This is a genomic window from Streptomyces sp. NPDC030222, assembly GCF_055573115.1.
This window is the reverse complement of the sequence record NZ_JBVICA010000004.1, coordinates 57342-73378: the sequence shown is the minus strand read 5'-3', so window position 1 is coordinate 73378 and position 16037 is coordinate 57342. Positions and strand designations below refer to the sequence as shown.

At 70.6% G+C, this 16037-nt stretch carries 19 protein-coding genes; 7 read left to right on the top strand and 12 right to left on the bottom strand.

Translation table 11 applies throughout. The annotated features are described in order from the left end of the window. Nucleotides 1-13: 13 nt before the first annotated feature. From ACZ4Z5_RS07245 to ACZ4Z5_RS07235, 3 genes are all read left to right on the top strand, one after another. Nucleotides 14-592, top strand: coding sequence for a type 1 glutamine amidotransferase domain-containing protein (locus ACZ4Z5_RS07245; RefSeq protein WP_468257921.1), 579 nt, complete (start codon nucleotides 14-16; stop codon nucleotides 590-592). Then, nucleotides 589-882 (top strand): hypothetical protein, encoded by a 294-nt coding sequence (locus tag ACZ4Z5_RS07240; protein ID WP_468257918.1) that lies wholly within the window; start codon nucleotides 589-591, stop codon nucleotides 880-882. The genes ACZ4Z5_RS07245 and ACZ4Z5_RS07240 overlap by 4 nt, the downstream gene beginning before the upstream one ends. A 78-nt stretch (nucleotides 883-960) precedes the next feature. Then, entirely contained in the window at nucleotides 961-1383 is a 423-nt protein-coding gene (locus ACZ4Z5_RS07235) for a CBS domain-containing protein (RefSeq protein ID WP_468257915.1), read from the top strand. 72 nt (nucleotides 1384-1455) lie between these two features. On the opposite strand, the gene ACZ4Z5_RS07230 is transcribed toward ACZ4Z5_RS07235, so the two are convergent. From ACZ4Z5_RS07230 to ACZ4Z5_RS07210, 5 genes are all read right to left on the bottom strand, one after another. Beyond that, entirely contained in the window at nucleotides 1456-2436 is a 981-nt protein-coding gene (locus ACZ4Z5_RS07230; RefSeq protein WP_468258726.1) for a trypsin-like serine peptidase, read from the bottom strand. Nucleotides 2437-2629: 193 nt separating this feature from the next. Continuing rightward, nucleotides 2630-3466 (bottom strand): amino acid ABC transporter ATP-binding protein, encoded by an 837-nt coding sequence (locus ACZ4Z5_RS07225; RefSeq protein WP_468257912.1) that lies wholly within the window; start codon nucleotides 3464-3466, stop codon nucleotides 2630-2632. Between the two features lie 10 nt (nucleotides 3467-3476). Then, complete coding sequence (locus ACZ4Z5_RS07220) at nucleotides 3477-4307, bottom strand: amino acid ABC transporter permease (protein WP_468257909.1); 831 nt, start codon at nucleotides 4305-4307, stop codon at nucleotides 3477-3479. Further along, nucleotides 4274-5113, bottom strand: a complete 840-nt coding sequence (locus ACZ4Z5_RS07215; protein WP_468257906.1) for an ABC transporter substrate-binding protein — start codon at nucleotides 5111-5113, stop codon at nucleotides 4274-4276. The genes ACZ4Z5_RS07220 and ACZ4Z5_RS07215 overlap by 34 nt, the downstream gene beginning before the upstream one ends. Nucleotides 5114-5553: 440 nt before the next feature. Beyond that, a complete protein-coding gene (locus ACZ4Z5_RS07210; RefSeq protein ID WP_468257903.1) occupies nucleotides 5554-6450 on the bottom strand; it encodes a hypothetical protein in 897 nt (298 codons plus the stop codon). Nucleotides 6451-6916: 466 nt separating this feature from the next. Here ACZ4Z5_RS07210 and ACZ4Z5_RS07205 point away from each other — a divergent pair, with 466 nt between their 5' ends. Then, nucleotides 6917-7075, top strand: a complete 159-nt coding sequence (locus ACZ4Z5_RS07205) for a hypothetical protein (RefSeq protein ID WP_468257900.1) — start codon at nucleotides 6917-6919, stop codon at nucleotides 7073-7075. 530 nt (nucleotides 7076-7605) lie between these two features. On the opposite strand, the gene ACZ4Z5_RS07200 is transcribed toward ACZ4Z5_RS07205, so the two are convergent. Next, nucleotides 7606-8208 carry a class I SAM-dependent methyltransferase gene (locus tag ACZ4Z5_RS07200; RefSeq protein ID WP_468257898.1) on the bottom strand — a complete coding sequence of 201 codons (603 nt, stop codon included), beginning with the start codon at nucleotides 8206-8208 and terminating at the stop codon, nucleotides 7606-7608. A gap of 134 nt (nucleotides 8209-8342) precedes the next feature. On the opposite strand from ACZ4Z5_RS07200, the gene ACZ4Z5_RS07195 reads away from it, so the two are divergent. Beyond that, nucleotides 8343-8795, top strand: a complete 453-nt coding sequence (locus ACZ4Z5_RS07195) for a YbhB/YbcL family Raf kinase inhibitor-like protein (RefSeq protein WP_468257895.1) — start codon at nucleotides 8343-8345, stop codon at nucleotides 8793-8795. A gap of 303 nt (nucleotides 8796-9098) precedes the next feature. Here ACZ4Z5_RS07195 and ACZ4Z5_RS07190 read toward each other — a convergent pair whose 3' ends face one another. The 3 genes from ACZ4Z5_RS07190 to ACZ4Z5_RS07180 form a co-directional block, all read right to left on the bottom strand. Beyond that, on the bottom strand, nucleotides 9099-9608 hold the full coding sequence (locus ACZ4Z5_RS07190) for a mycothiol transferase (RefSeq protein ID WP_468257893.1): 510 nt from the start codon (nucleotides 9606-9608) through the stop codon (nucleotides 9099-9101). Nucleotides 9609-9754: 146 nt separating this feature from the next. After that, nucleotides 9755-10234: an HIT family protein gene (locus ACZ4Z5_RS07185; protein ID WP_468257890.1), complete on the bottom strand. Its 480-nt coding sequence runs from the start codon at nucleotides 10232-10234 to the stop codon at nucleotides 9755-9757. A 129-nt stretch (nucleotides 10235-10363) separates the two neighbouring features. After that, a complete protein-coding gene (locus tag ACZ4Z5_RS07180) occupies nucleotides 10364-11185 on the bottom strand; it encodes a DUF427 domain-containing protein (RefSeq protein ID WP_468257887.1) in 822 nt (273 codons plus the stop codon). 230 nt (nucleotides 11186-11415) lie between these two features. Here ACZ4Z5_RS07180 and ACZ4Z5_RS07175 point away from each other — a divergent pair, with 230 nt between their 5' ends. Continuing rightward, complete coding sequence (locus ACZ4Z5_RS07175; RefSeq protein ID WP_468257884.1) at nucleotides 11416-11931, top strand: DM13 domain-containing protein; 516 nt, start codon at nucleotides 11416-11418, stop codon at nucleotides 11929-11931. A gap of 119 nt (nucleotides 11932-12050) precedes the next feature. On the opposite strand, the gene ACZ4Z5_RS07170 is transcribed toward ACZ4Z5_RS07175, so the two are convergent. The 3 genes from ACZ4Z5_RS07170 to ACZ4Z5_RS07160 form a co-directional block, all read right to left on the bottom strand. Next, nucleotides 12051-13166, bottom strand: coding sequence for a PP2C family protein-serine/threonine phosphatase (locus ACZ4Z5_RS07170; protein ID WP_468257881.1), 1116 nt, complete (start codon nucleotides 13164-13166; stop codon nucleotides 12051-12053). Nucleotides 13167-13458: 292 nt separating this feature from the next. Continuing rightward, nucleotides 13459-14187: a GNAT family N-acetyltransferase gene (locus ACZ4Z5_RS07165; protein WP_468257878.1), complete on the bottom strand. Its 729-nt coding sequence runs from the start codon at nucleotides 14185-14187 to the stop codon at nucleotides 13459-13461. 477 nt (nucleotides 14188-14664) lie between these two features. Next, on the bottom strand, nucleotides 14665-14856 hold the full coding sequence (locus ACZ4Z5_RS07160) for a DUF6381 family protein (RefSeq protein ID WP_468257875.1): 192 nt from the start codon (nucleotides 14854-14856) through the stop codon (nucleotides 14665-14667). Nucleotides 14857-15273: 417 nt separating this feature from the next. Between ACZ4Z5_RS07160 and ACZ4Z5_RS07155 the strand changes: the two genes are divergently transcribed. After that, nucleotides 15274-15999: a DUF4232 domain-containing protein gene (locus tag ACZ4Z5_RS07155; protein ID WP_468257872.1), complete on the top strand. Its 726-nt coding sequence runs from the start codon at nucleotides 15274-15276 to the stop codon at nucleotides 15997-15999. The last annotated feature ends 38 nt before the right edge of the window (nucleotides 16000-16037 follow it).

The window sequence follows — 16037 nt, the reverse complement described above, 5'->3', positions numbered from 1 at the left end:
GGATGTGACATGCATGAGGATCGCGTTTCTCATGGCCCCCAAGGGCGTGGAGCAGATCGAGCTGACGGAACCGTGGCAGGCCGTGGTGGATGCGGGAGGGGAGCCCGAGCTGATCTCGACCCGCCCTGGGCACGTGCAGGCGTTCCGCCATCTCGACAAGGCGTCCACGTTTCCCGTCGACCGCACCGTCGCCGAGAGCGAGGTGTCGGACTACGAGGGACTCGTGCTGCCCGGCGGGCTCGCCAACCCCGACGCCCTGCGGCAGGACGCCGCCGCCGTGGCCTTCGTGAGGGACTTCTTCGACGCGGGGAAGCCGGTGGCCGCGATCTGTCACGCCCCGTGGACCCTGGTCGAGGCCGATGTCGTACGCGGGCGGACCCTGACCTCGTGGCCCAGCCTGCGGACCGATCTGCGCAACGCGGGAGCCACCTGGACCGACCGGCCGGTGGTGGTCTGCCGCACCCGGGACCCGGTGCTCGTCACCAGCCGGAAACCGGCCGATCTTCCAGCCTTCTGCGAAGCGTTCGTGGCGGAGTTCGGTATCGCCCGGCACCGGGCCGCGGCGGGCCACACAGGGAGGGAGTCCCGGTGAGCGTCCGTCCGGATGCCGGCGCCCCGAATCCCGACGGCACCGAGTCCTACGGCCCCGAGTCCTACGGTCCCGGGTACGGCCCCGAGTCCGACGGCCGGTATCCCGACGGCCCGGAGCCCGTGCCCACGACGCCCGACCCCGTCCCGCGCGATCCGCAGCCCGACGAGGAGCCGCTCCCGGACGAGCCCACGTCGCCGGATCCGACGTCGCCGGATCCGACGTCGCCGGAGCCCGCCCCCGAGACCCAACCCGTACCCGAGACGGAACCCGTTCCCGAGCCACCCGACTGACGCGGCCCGGACCGGCCCGCAGAAGCACGCCGGCCCACGGTGCACGCCACGGGCCGGCGGAACCGGAGAGGGGAGACCATGACTCAGCTCGTCAAGGACGTCATGACACCCGGAGTGGAGACGCTTCCGCCCGAGGCCTCGGTGGTCGAAGCCGCCCGGGTGATGCGCGACCGGGCCATCGGCGACGTCGTGGTGGCCGAGGGCGACCGCATGCTGGGCGTGCTCACGGACAGGGACATCACCGTCCGCTGCATCGCCCAGGGACACGATCCCCACACCGTGCCGGTGCGCGCCATCTGCACCCCCGACGTGCACACCGTCGGCCCGGACGACACCACGTCGCAGGCGGTGCGCATGATGCGCCGTTACGCCGTGCGCCGCCTCCCGGTGATCGACCGCGGCCATATGCTCGGTGTCATCACCCTCGGTGACCTGGCGCTCGCGAAGGACCCGGACTCGGCGCTCGCCGACATCAGCGAGGCCGTGCCCAACAACGCCTGAACCGCGTCCGGCAGGCCCCGCGGGGCCTGCCGGAGAACTCCTACCACCTGCCGCTGCTGCCGGCGCGGCCTCCTACGAGGCCTGCGCCTTGTCGTACACCGCCTTGGCCTCATTGCCGAAGTACGGCCCGTACATCACGCCCGGCAGGAAGACGTAGCCGAAGCTGTTCACCGAGGACTGGAGACCTGTTCCCGTCGCCTCGTCGAACGAGGTGAACCAGGGGCCGCCACTGGATCCGCCGGTCATGTTGCACCTCAGACCGTGGTCCCGGGAGAACAGGAAGTCCTTGAACGAGGTCCCGCTGCAGTAGATCAGCTTCGACCCGTCGTACGGGGCCGCCGCGGGGAATCCGAAGGCGTACATCGCCTGGTTGTAACTGCCGTTGAACTTCAGGCCCTGCGCGCCGACGGCCTCGGAGAGCTTCTTGCCGCCCAGCGGGGCCACCACGGCGGCGCCGACGTCGTAGTTGATGTCCTCGGTCGCCGCCCACTGGTCCGTCGCCAGGGTCTTGGTCGCCGACCATGTTCCGTACGGGGTCTGGCCGTCCTTGTAGCCGGGGACGAAGACCCAGTTGGTGTGCCAGCTGCCCTGGTACTTGACGCAGTGTCCGGCGGTGACGACCGTGCTGCCGTTGGCGCTGGTGACCGAGTTGCCGGAGCACGAGGCCGTGCGGCCCTGGAAGGTGAAGAAGACCCGGCCCGACGTGGCGACCACGGAACCGCCACCGGTCCACTGCCCGCCGGCCTGCGGGAAGGCGGTCGGCCCTGCGGACCCGGTCTGCGACGCGGTCGGCGCGACGACGGTCTCCGCGCCGGCCCGGCGCGGGGCCTTCAGTGCGCCGGCGCTCACGGCGGGCAGGTCGAGCGGGGTGGCGCTCCTCATCCGCTCGGCGGTCCAGAAGGTCTGGGCCCGGTGCTGTTCCGCGGCGGATGCGGTGCGCGAAGCGGGAGCCGGTGCGGGGGTCGCGGCGCCGGCCGTGCCGGCCTGCACACCTCCCGCGAGCAGTGCCGTGGCGGCGAACAGGGCTCCGGTCACGGCACGCTGATGACGTATCACGCGATGCTCCTTCTGCCGAGTCCATGCGCACACGGGCGCACGAACGGGTGGGGGGCGAGCGGTGCGGATCGACGTGCGTGCAGCAGGGTGCCATGAACCACGTGAATTGTCAGGAGCGCTTCAAGGCGAAATCGATGCAGTGTCAGGCCTTGTGTGCCTGTCGTGCGGTCCGGGTGACGGGCGTGTGTGTTCAGGTCCGGTCGGTTCCGCTTCCGGGCCCGGGCGGTTCCGTGGCGGCAGGATCCAGGATCCGGGTGAGGAAGTTCCGCGTCCGCTCCTGCTGTGGGCTGCCCACGACCCGCTCGGCGGGCCCCTCCTCGACGATCCGGCCGCCGTCCATGAAGACCACCCGGTCGGCGACCTCCCGGGCGAAGCTCATCTCATGGGTGACGACCATCATCGTCATGCCCTCCGCAGCCAGCATCCGCATGACGGAGAGCACCTCGCCCACCAGTTCCGGATCGAGGGCCGAGGTCGGCTCGTCGAAGAGCATCACCTCGGGCCCCATGGCGAGCGCACGGGCGATCGCCACCCGCTGCTGCTGCCCACCGGACAGCTGCGCGGGGTAGGCGTCGGCTTTGTCGGACAGGCCGACGCGTTCCAGGTTCTCGCGAGCCACGGCCGCGGCCTCCTCCGTACTGCGCCGTAGCACCCGCCGCTGCGGGAGGGTGAGGTTGCCGGTCACCGTCACGTGCGGAAACAGGTTGAACTGCTGGAAGACCATGCCGATCCGGCGGCGGACGGCGTCGATGTCCACGTCGGGGTCGGTCAGCTCGGTCCCCCCGACGAAGACCCGGCCCTCCGTCGGTTCCTCCAGCAGATTGACGCACCGCAGCAGTGTCGACTTGCCGGACCCCGACGGCCCGATGACGCACACCACCTCGCCGCCCGCCACGTCCAGGTCGATGCCGCGCAGGACCTCGTGGTCCCCGAACGACTTGCGCAGGCCCCGGATCACGATCTCGGTCCGCCCCGACCGGGCTCCCGTCCCCACCTTCCCCACCGTCCCCGAGTCGTCGTGCGGCATTCCCGTCCTCTCACTTGGCCCGTTCGCCTCGTGCCTCGAGCCGGCGAACCACGAAGCTCAGGGGCACCGTCACGAGGAGGTAGCAGAGTCCGGCGACGAGGATCGGCGTGGAGTTCGCCGTCTGGCTGGCGAGGTCCCTGCCGAACTTGGTCAGCTCCCGCTCGTTCAGCGTCACGCCGAGGAACAGCACCAGCGAGGAGTCCTTGAACAGCAGCACCAACTCGTTGGTCAGCGGCGGGATGACGATACGGAACGCCTGCGGGATGACCACCGACACCATCGCCCGGCCGTGCGAGAACCCCAGGGAGCGCGCCGCCTCCATCTGGCCCTTGGGCACGGCCTGGATCCCCGCCCGGATGGTCTCCGCCATGTACGCGGCGGCGACCAGTCCCAGACCGAGCGCCACCTTTCCGTACGTACCGCCGGGGATCTCCGTGCCCGGGAACGCCAAGGGCACGGCCACCCCGACGAAAATGAAGATCAGCAGGGCGGGCAGGCCACGGAACACCTCGATGTAGACGCTCGCCACCCAGCGGTAGGGGCCCACGGACGACAGCCTCATCAGCGCGATGACGAGGCCCAGCACCAGTCCGAAGAGGAACCCCGAGACCGTGTACACCACCGTGTTGCGCAGCGCGATCGTGATGATGTCGGGGAAGAGGCGACCCGCGAGGTCCTGCTGGGCGAACTGGTTCTGCAGCCTGCCCCAGTCGGCGTTGACGGCGATCAGCACCACGACCGCGAGGAACACGGCGTACTGGAGGCCCTGCGAGACACGGCGCCGCTGCCGCCGTGTGAGACGAGAGGTCACGAGGTGCCCTGGGGCAGCGGCCCGATCCACTGCTCGTAAAACTTGTCGTACGTGCCGTCGGCCTTCGCGTCGGTGATCGCCTTGTCGATCGCCGCTCGCAGCTTGTCATTGCCCTTCTTCACCGAGAAGCCGTACTGCTCACCGGTCTCGATGTTCTGGCCGAGGGTGAACGCGTCGGCGTTGGCCTTGTCCTTGAGCCAGCCCTGTACGACCGGATAGTCGATGACGACCGCGTCGACCTGGCCGGTACGCAGTCCGTTCAGCACGGCGTCGGAACTCTCGAACGCCACCGGGTCGAAGCCCTGCGACTTGGCGTAGCTCTCCCCGGTGGTGCCCGCCTGTGCGCCCAGCTTCTTCTTCCCCGACTCCACTTCGGCGAGGCTGGTCACCGTGCTGGCCTTGGTCGCCAGCAGCGCCTGGGTCGCGTCGAAGTACGGAATCGAGAAGTCGACGTTCTTCTTCCGTTCGTCGGTGATCGTCATGCCCGCAGCGGCGAGATCGCATTCGCCGGAGTTCAGGAAGGCGCCCGTCTTGAAGTTCTCGAACGGAGTGTCGAGGATCTTCTGTTCGACACCGAGGTTCTTCGCCACCAGGTCGATCAGCGCCACGTCGAATCCGACGACCTTGCCGCCCTGCTCGAACTGGAACGGCGGATACGGCAGATGCGTGCATGTGGTCAGCTTGCCCTTCTCGACCACAGGCACCCCGCCCGCGGCCTCGCCGGGCCCGTCACCGCCGGAGGAACATCCCGCCGCCAGCAGCAGTCCCACCACCCCGGCACAGGCGCTGACCAGGGTACGTGTGCGCTGGACTCGCCGGCCTCCCGAAGTGGGCACGTTGCACCTCCATGAGCACGATGGCCGCGACGCAGGGCATGGCCGTCGGCCGTGGACGTACTCACCGTTCCCCGAAGTCCCTGGGCTCACGCCTCCGTCTGCGTCCCCTCCGTCACTCCTTTGCCGCGGGCGCCGTGCGTACCCGGCCGGTGCGTGCCGTCAGGGAGCACTCCTCGGACGACTCCGCGCCGTCACCGCCCTCGCCGGGTACGCGACCGTCGCCGGGTCGGCCGGGAGGAACGCCGGGCGAGCGGCCCGGCGCCGACCGCGCCGGACGGGCCGGCGGCGGTCGTTCGCGACGCCGCCCTGGAAGCCGTCACCGACGAGAACCACGCCTGGGTGTGACGGCATGCAGACGGGAACCGCGGCCGACCGTCTGACCGCACGCAGCCACGTCGTGGTCGTGCGAGGCGATCAATGCGAGACGATCAACCTGTGCGTCAGTCGGTCACCGTGCTCGGGCTGGTTGCCGGGCTCTCGGTGGTCACGGAGTTCTGCTCGGCGGCTGGTTGCTCAGTGGTCACGGAGTTCTGCTCAGTGGAAGGTTGCTCCGTGGTCACCGTGTTCTGCTCGGTGGTTACCGTGTCCTGTTCGACGGCCGAGCTGTCATTGGTCACCGGCGCGTCGTTGACCACGTTGTTCGGCTCCGTCGCCGGGTTCTCCTCGGTGGCCGGCAGCCTCTGGTCGATGGCCGGGCTCTCGTTGGTCACCGTGTTCGGGTCGGTGACCGGGCTTTCTTTGGTCACCGTCGGGTCATTGGTCACGGTGTTGGGGTCGGTGACCGGCTTCTCCTTGATCACCGGCAGCTTCTCCTTGACGGTGTTGGGGTCGGTCACCGGTTTCTTGTTGATCACCAGTGGCTTCTCTTTGATCACCGTCTTGTGCTTGGTCAGCGGCTTCTTGAAGATCACGTGCTTCTCATGGATCACGTACTTCTTGTGGATCACCGCCTTGCAGAACACGTGCCCCCTGACCCATTTCTTCTCCCAGTGGCCCTTGACCCACCTCTTCTCCCAATGGGCCTTCACCCACTTCCACGACCATTGACCGTGGTGCCACCTCTTCTCCCAGTGGCCCTTGATCCACCTCTTCTCCCAGTGGCCCTTCACCCATTTCTTCACCCAGTGACCCTTTCCCCAGGTGCACCTCTCATGGGAGTCCGGCACTGCGGAAACCGTGGTGGTGACCTGGGGAGAGGGAGCTGCGGTGGCCGCGCCCGAAGTGCTCATGACGATTCCGCCAGTCGCGACGGTGCTCGCGGCGCCGACCGCGATCGCGCGGCGTATCCGGTCCCTCCGCTGCATGATGTGCCTCTTCTGCCGTGCTCCGATACTCACGGGGCGCACCCGGCCGTGGAAGGCTCCGCCGAGCTGCTCCCCACACGTTCATTATCACTGTATAAGAGAGAAATTGCCCCATAGGAAGCGGAGTCCGACATCGACGAATTCGCCGGACCCGGGCGATGAACAGTCCGTGCGTACGGTAAAGCAATGCGTGACCGGCGTGGGGGCGGCATCCCTCGCTTGCATCCAGGGGGTGGGCGGGAGGCTTCGTGCGGTCATGGCGGGGGAGCCCACGGGTTGGATCGGCCTTGTCCGCGATGTGGACCGATTTTCCGTCAGGTACCGAAAATCCAAGATCAACCCACGTGTTACCAGGGAGAATGACGAAGAGTGGGCCATCTCACGGCTTGCTACTCGGAGGTTCGCCTTTGTCACACCCCGGGGCCCCGTACACTCTCTGCCGCTCCCCAGCGGCCGCCGGGAAGCGGCAGACAACCGTCCTGGAAGGGCCCAATCCGTCGTGAGTTACCTGCACACCGACGCGCCGATCTACGCCTCCCTCATCGAGGAGCGCGGCGACGTCCCCGCCGAAGTGCGCCGGATCGCCGAGCAGACGCTGCGTGAGGTGGACCGCGCCATGGACTTCGGTGACGTGCGCGCTGCGGCGAACTACCGCTAGTCAGCCGCGTCATGGACCCCGGGCCTCGGCCCGGGGTCCGTGCGCCCGCCGGGATCGGACCTCGCTGCAACGGCCGAGCTTCCTGGGGCGGCTGCGCGGCATCACGTCCGAACGGGCGCCCCGGCGCGTTCTGTTGGCCCGTCGGCCGCGCTCGAAGCAATGGGTGCGACCGGCGACGGTGAACCCTCGCCGCTCGTACCGAGTGCGAGGCCGTTCCCCGACCTCCGCCGTGACAGAGCGTGCACTGCAGGCCCGCCCCTCCCTCGACGCCGTCCTTCAGCCGACGGGAACGCCGTTGCGTCGGGCTTCTGGGCGACCGCGGTGACGGCGACCGCGGCCCGGGCGGTTCCCTCGGTGGTCGAGCCGCTGAGCCGCCCGCGTGGATGACGAAGCGGCGCCCGGTGCGATAGCTCAACAGGTGCATCGGGCCGCCCTGCTTGCGTACCCGGGCCATGTCCGGCTCGGACACCGGCCGTTCACCGAGCATGCGTTTGACATCCCTGGAAGGCACGGCACTTCGGCAGGCGGGTTCACGTCAGCGGCCGCCGCGAGCTCAGTTGCGCCGCTGTGCCGGCGCTGCGGCCCGGCGGCTCCCAGGTCCAGGTACGGCTGTGGTCGAAGCCGGCCTCCCGTACCGCCGTCGTGAGTGCCGGCAGACCGCCGGGCAGCCACCGTTCGTGGGCGGAGAGCACCAGCCGACCCCCGGGAAGCAGCACGCGGTGGACCTCGGTCGGTCCGGCTGGGACATCGGGCCAGACCTGGACACCGTTGACGCAGATCACGACATCGACCGATGCGGTGGCCTGCCCCGTACGCCCCGCGGTGCCGGCGACCGGTCGCACCCGGCCGCGGGCGATCGGTCCGGCGCACCGGCGGCGGCACATGGTGAGCATGACCTCCGAGGGGTCGACCCCGCTCACCGAGGCCGACCGCTCCGCGGCCGCCTGCAGACCGACGCCCGGTCCGGGGCCGACCACGAGCACCACGTCGCGGGCCGTCGGCGCGGCGACCTCGACCGCCCTCCGCTCGGTGGCGGCATTGCCGTGAGCCATCAGCCGCCCGCCGAGCCGGCCGAGCAGTCCGCTGGGGCGGCCGAGGCCCTTCGACAGGATCAGCTCCGAGAGGCGCCTCACCTCTGCGTCGAAGCACGCCTGCCTGCCGTATGCCGTATGCCGCGCGGCGCGGCCGGGGCTCGGCACTGCGCTGATCGGGCGCTTTAACGGGGGGAGCGGTGCCCGGCCTGGCCGATACGGGTAGAGCCGCGCGCATGACAGGTATCGAGCTCAGCAGCACCGCGTTCGGCGACCACCAGCCGATCCCGCGCCGCCACAGCAAGGAGGGAGACGACGTCTCGCCGCCCCTGACCTGGTCGGCGCCGCCGGAGGGCACCACGGAACTCGTGCTGGTGTGCGAGGACCCGGACGCCCCCGGCGGGACCTTCCTGCACTGGCTGGTCTCCGGCATCGATCCGGGAACCCCCGGTGTCGAAGAGGGTACGACGCCTGCCGGTGGTCAGGAATGGCCCAACGGCTTCGGAAGCGTGGGCTGGGGCGGTCCGATGCCGCCGCCCGGGCACGGTCCCCATCGCTACTTCTTCCGGCTGTGGGCCCTGTCGGAACCGCTCTCCCTGCACGGCAGGCCGACGGCGGACTCGGTCCACCGGGCCGTCGCGGGGCGGGACCTGGCGACCGGCGCGCTCGTCGGCACCTACCAGCGCTGAGCGCCGGCCATCCACCGGGGCCCGGAGGCCCTGAGGTACCCGCCCTCGTGCAACGGGGGCGGGACCCTACGACGCGGTCCGGTGCGCCGACAGCCCGTCACGGCGCGGCGCCCGCCGGTTCTTCGGCGAGCGCCGCGTCCGGCGGCGTGCCGGACCACGGGTCGCGAGGGCCGGCCGTCCGGCCCCGGCGGTACGACCGGCGAGGCACGCGGAGCGTTCGCGTCACGTGCCGTCGGCGCCTCCGGCCCGCGGGCGCCTCCCTGCCGACGGCTCGGCGGGCGACTCGCGGGTCAGGGACCTCGATCAGCGGCGTTCCAGTACGCCGCGTACGAACGCCGCCTGGCCCGCGTGCTGGAGATCGTCGGAGATGACGCTCACCAGCCGCACGCCCAGGGTCACCGGTGGCGTCCACGAGTCGTCGACGATCCGGTTCAGCGCCGTGCTCTTGAGGTTCCCGACGAAAGCCGTCGTCTCCTCGTGGACCGCGTCGAAGTATCCGAGGAGCAGGCCGGGCGACTCGACGCGGACCGCCGCCGCTTGCTCGGCGGAGTGGCCGTAACCGGTCGCCGCCGGTGCGAACGGAAGCCCCAAACGGTCCGCCCAGCCCTGGGAGAGCCACACCTGCTCCCGGTCGGCGACGTCGGACACGTGGTCGTCCTGGATCCGGGTGAGGTGCCACACCAGCCAGGCGATGGAGTTGGCGCCGGGATCGAGCCGGGCGTGGAGGGCCTCCGTGCCGAGTCCTTCGACCGTCTCGTGCACCACCTCGTGGACCCGGCCGAAGGCGTCGGCGAGCAACTCTGCGGCGTTCATGCACCGAGTGAACCGTGGCCTTCGCCGAACCGTCGGCCGACACGCCCGGTCCCGAATGCAGGCGGCGGCTGGACCGCGACCTGGGGCGGCCGGGTCGGCGACCGGCGTCGGCAGCCGCGTGACGCGCGAACGCGTGCCGGGCGCGGTCAGCCCGGTGACCGCAGCCGGTCCAGCTCGTCGCCGATGGCCTTCCGCAGCGCGTCGTGGCGCGGGCCGAGCGCAGACCCCGGATCGCTCCAGTTGGCGCGTGGATACAGCCATACCGGCAGGCCCACCCGGTCGGCCGGCTCCCACTCGTATCTCGGCCAGACGTGTGCGTGCAGGAAGGCGTCGGCGTTTCCGAGGATCTCCAGATTCACCCGCCGGAAGGCCGGGTCCAGTCGGCGGCAGGCGCGCTCGACCGCTTCCCCGAGCCGGTCCATGTCGCTCAGGAAGGCGAGACGCCTGGACCGGGGCAGGTCCGTCAGAGTCCGCACATCCGGGTCGTCGGCCAGCAGGACCGAATAGCCCGGCAGGAACTGGACGTCCCCCACCACGGCGAACCCCGCCTTCATCCGCCGCAGCACGGTGGGGTTCTCGCCGCGCAGGGCACTGCCGATGCGGTCCTTCTGCCAAGCACTGGTCATGTCCGGAACATACAAGGAAGATCATCCGCTTGAGGATGCGGTACATGTATGCACATCGGGCATGGCGTACGGACTCGCGTCTTCGATCGGGAGGAGTTCACGGGGCCGCGGGGAAGGGCCGGAAACCGGCTACTGGCGCCTCGGCTTGCTGAACACGCTGACCGGCCGCTGCTGACGCTCCCCGTCCACGACGATGTCGACGGACTCGTTGTAGAACGCCACCAGGCCCTTGATGATCTGCACGGCCGGCAGCGGGTCGGGATAGCTCCATGCGATGTCGCGCCGCAGATCGCCGCCGCCCGCCCATGACCAGTACTCGTCCGCGACGCCCTTGTACGGGCAACGCGTGCGCGCGGTGAGCGGGGTGAACAGGTCCAGACGGACGTCCTCGCGCGGGAAGTAGTAACGAACGGGCAGATCGGTCTCGAACAGCAGCACGGGACGCTGTGAGTCCGCGACGGTGGTGCCCTCGATCTCGACCCGGACGTGCCGGGTGCTGGGCAGCGCGTCCACCCGTTTGTGAGGGTCACGCGGGTGGACGAAGATCTCCTCGTCCTCTTCGTACCAGTGGTCCAGCACCTCGGGGCCGAACCACTCGAAGCAGATGTGACCGGTCAGATCCGGGCCCGGACAGACCCAGGCGGCCGACCGGACGAGCTGGTCGCCGACCACCAGGTCGTAGAACACCGTCGCGCCCTGGTGACGCCCGGCCGCGGGCCGCTCGGCAGGGCGCAGGAGGTCCATCCGGACGTCCTCGGCGGGGAATGCGTACAGCGGCACGGGCCGGCCGGGTTCCCACACGAGAACCGGGCGACGGCTGTCGACCACCGTCACATCGCCCTTCGTTCCGCGTACCCAGCGTTCGCTGGGCTCCCACATCGTCGCGTCGGACGGATCGGGGGGACGTCGGAAGACGGGAGCGGCTGCCGGGTTCCCACGGGGTGTGCTCATGAGTCACTCCTCCTCCCGCGTCGTCACGCGCGGGGAACGGCGGGCGGAAACGTGCGGCCACGGGAGAACGGATCCCGACTCCACCCTGCTCGGCATCGCCGCTCCCCGCAACGCACTTGCCGTGTTCATGGACGACGGGCCTCCCGGGTGCGGGTGCAGCCGCGAACGACACGGGGAACGGGCCGACGGATACGGGTGTGTACTGGAAGGAGAGTCCGGGAGGCGGCCTGATGGGACGGATCCTCAGGGCGCGGAACGCGCCGGTGCTCATCGGAGCGCTGGTCCTGGCCGTGGCACTGGTCGCGGCGGGACTGTACTGGTTCCAGCCCTGGAAGCTGTGGGTGGACGAGACCGTACGGGAATCAGCACCCGCGGTGGGTGCCGGCGCCACGACGCTGGCCACGGGAAACCTGATCAGCCAGGAGCACAAGACGTCCGGCACCGTGAAGATCGTCCGCGCGGCCGATGGCACGCGCGTGGTGCGGCTGGAGAACCTCGACACCAGCAACGGTCCGGACCTGCACGTCTGGCTTACCGACGCGCCCGTTCTGGAGGGCAAGGACGGCTGGCACGTCTTCGACGACGGCAAGTACGTCGATCTGGGCTCGCTCAAGGGCAATCGGGGTGATCAGAACTACGGGGTGCCCCCTGGACTGGATCTCGGCCGCTACACGAGCCTCAGCATCTGGTGCGACCGCTTCGACGTGTCGTTCGGAGCGGCGGAACTGACGGCCGCGGGCACCTGACCCGGGCACCTGAGGGGCGGCATGCCACCGGGCGGCGACGGTCTGGGAGGCCACCGGGCCCGGCAGGCCGGAGCATGCCCCGTACGGCGTCCGGATCGGCCCCACCATGTGCCGATCGCTCAGGGCACGCGTTCGATCGCCACCATCGCCGCGTCGTCGCCCAGATGCCCACCGGCGAAGTGCAGCAGGTCGCGGCGCAGATGACGCAGCAGGGCCTGCGGGCTGCCGCCGGAGAACACGGCCAGCCGTTCGGCCAGGGGATAGAAGCCGCCCGCCTCGTCGCGGGCCTCGATCACCCCGTCGGTGTGCAGCAGGACGATGTCCCCGGCCTTGAACGCGAACTTCTCCGCCTCGATCGCCGTTCCGACGAGACCGGTGAGTCCCAGCGGCGGTGCCGGACGGCTCACCTCGAGCGGGCTGACGTGGCCGGCGCGCAGCAACAGGGGAGGCGGGTGCCCGCAGTTGATCACCTGGAGGTCCGAGTCGTCGTCGGGCAGGTGCAGGACGGCCGCGGTGACGAACCCCTCGCTGTACTCCTCCGCCTCCTCGTGGGCCAGTGCCGGATCGTCCAGGTCCGAGGAGACGGTCCCCTCGAGATAGGCCACCAGAGCAGGCAGCTCGGCCTGCCGGTGGGCGGCCGCCCGGAAGGCGCCGAGGACCAGCGCCGCCTCACCGATCGCCGCCAGTCCCTTGCCCCGCACGTCCCCGATGATGAACCGCGTCCCGCGGGCCGTGCGGGCCGCGGCGTACAGATCACCGCCGATCTGCGCTTCCGCCTCGGCGGCCAGATAGACCGACGCGATGCGCAGCGAGCCGATGCGGTGCGGGATCGGACGGAGCAGCACCTCCTGAGCCGCCTGTGCCACGGAACGCAGTTGCGTCAGCTGCTTCTCGTGCCGCTCCCTCAGATGGGCGAAGAACGTCACGATCACCGAGATCAGGATCAGGGCGATGATCTGGAACATGTGGTTCAGGTCGGTGAGGCTGGTGCGTGTCACAGCCACCAGCGCCTGGGCCAGTACGGCCACCGCACCGACGGCCGCCGTGGTGCTGGCGCCGGCGAACGTCGCCGTGACGGCTGGAGCGGCGACGAGGAACGGGCCGAGGTGGACTTCCGGCGGGGCCAGGACGTCGACCACGGTGACGACCGCGATCAGCGCGAGGGGCACGGCGAGCAGCGCATGACCCGGCTCCCATGCCTGGCGGGGACCTCCGCCGAACCGTCGAGAACCCATGAAACCTGCATACACCGCAACGGGCCCCGACGCCGCGCCGACGCCCTGCGCCCGCGGCGCGGTCCACCGCCGTACGGCGTTCTCCGGGACCGTAGCCGTCCGCAGCGCGTACGGCCGCCCCTCCACGGCACAGGGCGCCCACGCGCCGGACGAGGACAAGCCGCTCGAGGTGCCGCGAGATGCGGTCAATCCGTCATCCCCGGTGCGCACTGGGGCCTTTCGGTCCCAGATCTGGATCCGATCCAGGTGTGGGTCGGACCCTGGTGCGGGTCGGATCAGCCGGTGGGTCGGATCAGCCGGCCGCCAGCGCGGCCACACCGCCTCCGCGCCTCAGGCACGTCCGGTCTGCCGGCCGGGCCGGAGCGCTGGGCGCCGCGGCGGCCGCGATCCGCAGCTCGATGATGTCGCGGACCGCGGGCCACTCGTCGTCCAGGATCGAGTAGAAGGCCGTGCTGCGGACGACGCCGTCCAGTCCCCGTGAGTGGGCCCGGCGTATGCCTTCCAGGGTGGCGCCGAGCCGCTCGATGGCGGCACGCGACCGGACGTTGCGGGCGTCGGCACGGAGCGAGATCCGCCGGACGCCCCAGGCCTCGAACGCGTGGCGGAACATCAGGAGCTTCGCTTCGGTGTTGATGCCGCTGCCCTGTGCGTGGGCCGCGAGCCAGGTGTTGCCGACCTCCGCGGCGTCGGGCACCGCCGTCACCGGATCGCCGTCGGGGACTCCGGGTGTGGCCGGCCACACCAGCGGCCCCTGCCAGTAGTCGAGTTCCAGGAACCGGGTGGAGCCGACCACCTGTCCGTCCGCGACACGGATCACGGCGAAGGGCAGGATCCGGCCCAGGGCCTGTTCGTCGAGGGCGCGGGCGATATAGCTCCGGGCCGCCTCCAGCCCGTGAGGGACCGGGGTGAAGGCATAGGTCGTACGGTCCTCGCCGCCTGCCCGGGCCAGGGCCTCGGCGTGGTGCATGGCGAGGGGCTCCAGCCGCGTCGTGCGGCCGGTGAGGACTACGGGAACTGGCACGGGCCCTTCGGTCCTTCGCAGGTCGGAGTGCTGCCCCGCACGGTGTCGCGGTGCGGAGTGGTGGTCCAGGATGCGGCCGAGCCGCGCCTGCGCGGGAGAAGCAAAGATGAACAGAAGGGGACGCCAGGGTGAAATACCCCAGGATGTTGACGCAGCCGTCCACCGGTGGGCACGGAGCGCGACCGGCCTCGCGCAGGCGTCCGACCGGCCTCGCGCGGGCGTCGCTGACATCGGCGGGCGGGGCCGTGGCCTCCGTGGCCCGGAGGGTTCCGCCCCGCGGCGCACCGCCCCCAGGCCGGCCGGCTCTGTCCCTGACGCGGCGCACCCACCCGGGCCCGGTGTCGTCCACGGCGTGGCGTGCCCTCTCCGCGGGCCGGCCGCCCGGGTGCCTCCCTGACGTGGCGTACCGGCGCTGCGGCATATCCGGCGTGACGCCCCGGCGCGGTACGCGCGACCGGTCGATGTGGTCGGTGCCTTCTAGTCCTGGGGGTAGATGTCCCCGGCCGCCATGGCGCTTTCCTGCTCGCTGTCGTCCCTGAGCCTGCCGGCTTCCTCTTTCAGCCGCTGCCGTTCCTTGGGGTCGACGGCGCGTTCGGCCTCCCGGCTCAGCTCCTCGGCCTTTGCGCGCATCTCCTTGGCGTGGCTGCCGGGTCCGCCCGTGACGTTCATGGCCACTCCCGTGTGACTCGCTGTGGGCCCCGCCCCACCAGCGAATCAGTGCTTCCGGCCCCGTGCATCCCGAGCGGCGGGCCGTCGCTTCAGGAGGCCGGTTCGAGGCGGGCGAGGCAGTGGCCGGGAGGGGGCGCCGGGCCGCGGGCCCACGCCGCGATGGATCGTGACCGCCTCGGTGGGCCCGGCGGGACACGACCGCGACCATCCGCCCCGCGGACCGGCCCCGTCATGGAGGTGGCCGCGATGCGAGCGGCCCGACTTCCGGTCGATGCCGCCGAATGGATCGTCACCGTCGTGTCACAGCTGATCAGCACAGGCAACCCGGGTCAGGCGCACCACCATGTACCCGCGTGAGAGCCGGCACGGAAACCGGCCACCTGACCACATGAATCACCACACGAATCGGGGGATGTCATGCAGTACGAGAAGACCATTCGCAGAGCCACCAGCCGCAGAGCCACCATTCGCAGAGCCGGAGCCATGATGGCCGCCTCGGCCGTCACCCTGCTCATGACCGGCTGCCAGTCCGTCGGCACCAAGACCGGCGTGGCCGGTACACCGTCGACGCCGGCAGCTGCCGCGGACCTGGCGAGCCCCGACGCCTCCGGAAGCCTCAAGGGCAACGCCCCGGGGGCACCGTCGGCCACCGCCACACCCGCAGCGGCGGGCAAGGCGGCCGGCTCACCGGGCACGGCGGCAGCGGCGTGCACCGCGACCGGACTGACGGCGCAGGTGCAGCAGGCAGCGGTCCGCCCCGCGGGCACCGGGACGGGGGCCGCCGTGGTCGGATTCACCAACACCTCCGGCCGCCCGTGCACCGTGCAGGGCTTCCCCACGGTGGCGGGTGCGGGCAACGGTTCACCCGACCGCAATGCCCCGCTCACGGTGACGCGCACGGGCTCGGCGTCGCCGGTACGGCTCGCGCCAGGCGCAAAGGCGTGGGCGAAGCTCACCTTCGTCCAGGTCCAGGGAGAGGCCGACGGCTACTGCGAGTCCGGTGCCACCCCCGTCGTGTATCCGACGATCGTCGTCGGCCTGCAGGGTGCGGGAGCACATCAGGTCGCCCTGGAGGACGGTCAGTTCGCGCTGTGCGACAACAAGGTGACCGTCACGGCACTGTCGGCGGCCAAGCCTTCCTGAGCCGACGATCGACAGCATCCCCGGCCGTCGGGCCGGGG